Below are 3,397 nucleotides of genomic sequence, written 5' to 3' on the forward strand. Positions count from 1 at the left end.
TTGTCTCAGGCCGAGGTGGAGGGTCTGGAGCGTACGCCGGGTGGGGTGGCGGATGTGTGGCCGCTGTCGCCGGTGCAGGAGGGCATGGTCTTCCATGCTCAGTACGACGAGCAGGCGGTGGACGTCTATACGAGCCAGCTCGGGTTTGATCTGGCAGGGCCGCTGGATGTGGTGTCGTTGCGGCGGGCGTGCCAGGCGCTGGTGGAGCGGCATGCGAGTCTGCGGGCCGGTTTCCGGGTGCTGGAGTCCGGGGCGACGGTGCAGGTGATCGCGGACCGGGTGGAGATCCCGTGGCGCGAGGAGGACCTCAGTGCCCTCAACTCCACCGACCAGGACGCCGAGTTGGCACGCATGCTCGACGAGGAACGAGGTCGCTTCGACCTGACGCAGGCCCCGCTGCTGCGGTTCTCGGTAGTGCGGACGGGTGAGGACCGCTGGCGGTTCGTCCTGACCAACCACCACATCCTGCTGGACGGCTGGTCCCTGCCCCTGCTTCTGGAGGAGCTCTTCGAGCTGTACTCCCTGCACTCGGCCGACGGGGGCGGAGCCACGAACCACGAGTCTCTGCGGCGGGTGACGCCGTACCGCGACTACGTGGAGTGGCTGGCGGGTCGTGACCGGACCGAGGCCGAAGCGGCATGGGCCAGGGCGTTGGAGGGTGTGTCGGAGCCGACATGTCTGGTGCCCGACGCGGGCTCGCGGACCGCTGGGATGCCCGAGCACCTGGAGATCCACTTCTCTGGTGACCGTACGGCTGAGTTGGAGGCGTGGGCCCGTGGTCGGGGTCTGACGTTGAACACGGTGGTCCAGGGTGTGTGGGCGCTGGTGTTGGGCGGTCTGACGGGTCGCGATGACGTGGTGTTCGGTGCGACGGTGTCGGGTCGTCCGCCGGAGGTGTCGGGTGTGGAGTCGATGGTGGGGTTGTTCATCAACACCCTGCCGGTGCGGGTCCGTTTGAACCCGGGGCTTTCGCTGGAGGAGTTGCTGGGCCGGGTGCAGGCCGAGCAGGTCGGGTTGATGGCGCACCAGCATCTGGGGCTGGCGGACATTCAGCGGATCGCCGGCGTCGGCGACCTCTTCGACACCCTCACCGTCTTCGAAAACTACCCCGTCGACTCCGACGCCCTGACGACCGCGGGCGGACTGAACGTGACCGGCGTACAGGGCAAGGACGCCACCCACTACCCGCTCACCGTCGCCGTCATGATGGGCGAGAACGGGATGGTGCTGCGACTGGGATACGCCACCGATCTCTTCGACGAGTCGGAGGTCGAGGCGATCGGCGCCCGGTTCCTGCGCGTCCTCGAAACCGTCCTGACTGACCCCGACCTGCCCATCGGACGGGTGCAGATCCTTTCGGACGCGGAACGCCATCTGCTCCTTGAGGAGTGGAACGACACCGCCCGCCCTGTCCCGACGCAGACGTTCCCGGAGCTGTTCGCGGCACAGGCCGCACGTACCCCGGACAACGTCGCGGTCCTCCACGACGGCGCCTCACTCACCTACGCCGAACTGAACGACCGCGCCGACCGCCTCGCCGGCGAGCTGGTGGCCCGCGGGGCCGGACCGGAGCGGATCGTCGGTCTGGCACTGCCGCGCGGCCTGGACATGATCACCGTGGTGCTCGCGATCCTGAAGTCGGGCGCGGCCTACCTGCCGATCGACCTGGCCCACCCCGACGAGCGCATCGCCTACATGCTCGACGACGCGGCACCCGTGCTCGTCGTGACCGAGACCGGGACGTCACTGCCCCGGCCGGTGGAGCGGCTCACGCCCGAGACGACGCACGCACCACTGACGCCGACCGGCGGGCCGAGCCCCGCCAACGCGGCCTATGTCATCTACACCTCCGGATCGACCGGACGCCCCAAGGGCGTGGTGGTCTCTCACCGGAACGTGATGGACCTCGCCGCTTGGGCCCAGGACCAGTTCAGTGCCGAACAGTTCGCGCATGTACTGGCCTCGACCTCGCTCAACTTCGATGTGTCGGTCTTCGACACCTTCATGCCTCTGCTGTCCGGAGGAACCATCGAGGTCGTCCAGGACATGCTCGCCGTCACCGACAGGGAGCAGTGGAGCGGCAGCTTGCTGAGCGGGGTCCCGTCGGTCATGTCCGCACTCCTGGCTCACGACGGAGTGAGTGTCCACGCGGACACCGTCGTACTGGCCGGCGAGGCACTCCCGCCCGCGCTGGTACGGAAGATCCGCGCGACGATCGCCGGCGCGACGATCGCCAACATCTACGGCCCGACGGAGTCGACGGTCTACGCGACCGCCTGGTACGACGACGGCGACGAGGGCGGAGTGGCACCCATCGGCAAGCCCCTGCCCAACACCCGCGCCTACGTACTCGATACGCACCTGCGCCCGGTGCCGGTGGACTGCGCGGGAGAGCTGTACCTCGCGGGCACAGGCCTCGCCCGCGGATATCTCGACCGCCCCGACCTGTCCGCTACGAGCTTCGTCGCCGATCCGTATGGTCCAAGTGGCGAGCGCATGTACCGCACGGGCGACCTCGTGCGGTGGAACGCCGACGGCGACATCGAGTATCTCGGGCGTGCGGATGATCAGGTGAAGGTGCGTGGTTTCCGTATTGAGCTGGGTGAGGTGGAGGCGGCGCTGTCGCGGTGTGCGGGGGTGTTGCAGGCGGTTGCGGTGGTGCGGGAGGACCGTCCGGGGGATAAGCGTCTGATCGGTTACGTCGTCACCGATGCCGGCCGTTCCGTCAGCGCGGAGAGGGTCCGTGACGCGGTCGCGGCCGCCCTGCCCGACTACATGGTCCCCGCCGCTGTGGTCGTCCTGGATGAGGTCCCGTTGACGGTGAACGGGAAGGTGGATCGCCGGGCGTTGCCTGCACCTGACTTCACCGCGGCGGGTGAGGGCCGTGCCCCGGCCACTCCGCAGGAGGAGGTCCTGTGCGGGATCTTCGCCGAGGTGCTCGGTCTGCCACAGGTCGGGGTGGACGACGGATTCTTCGAACTCGGCGGCGACTCCATTGTGTCGATCCAGTTGGTGGCGCGGGGGCGTGCTGCGGGTCTGGTGTTCACGGCGCGGGACGTCTTCGAGCGGAAGACCGTGGCAGGGCTGGCGGAGGTGGCGCGGCCGGTCGAGGGGCTGGTTGGCCCGGCCGCAGCCGAGTCGGGTGTCGGTGGGGTTGAGCTGATGCCGATTGTGCGGTGGTTGCGGGATCGGGGTGGTCCGGTTGACCGGTTTGCGCAGTCGGTGCTGTTGCGGGTGCCGGAGGGCGCGCGGCTTGAGGACCTGACTGGCGCACTGAGCACGGTGGTTGATCATCACGATGTGTTGCGGTTGCGGTTGGGTGTGGTGCCGGAGTGGTCGTTGGAGGTGCTGCCGGCCGGTTCGGTCGTGGTGTCGGAGTGTGTGGTGCGGGTGGATG

At 68.5% G+C, this 3,397-nt stretch carries 1 protein-coding gene; it reads left to right on the forward strand.

Annotated elements, in window-relative coordinates; translation table 11 throughout:
* Positions 1 to 3,397, forward strand: a 3,397-nt coding sequence (locus AB0G47_RS40820; protein WP_360781177.1) for an amino acid adenylation domain-containing protein, incomplete at both ends; no start/stop codon positions are given.

The organism is Streptomyces sp. NPDC021622 (assembly GCF_040640795.1).
Taxonomy (GTDB): Bacteria; Actinomycetota; Actinomycetes; order Streptomycetales; family Streptomycetaceae; genus Streptomyces.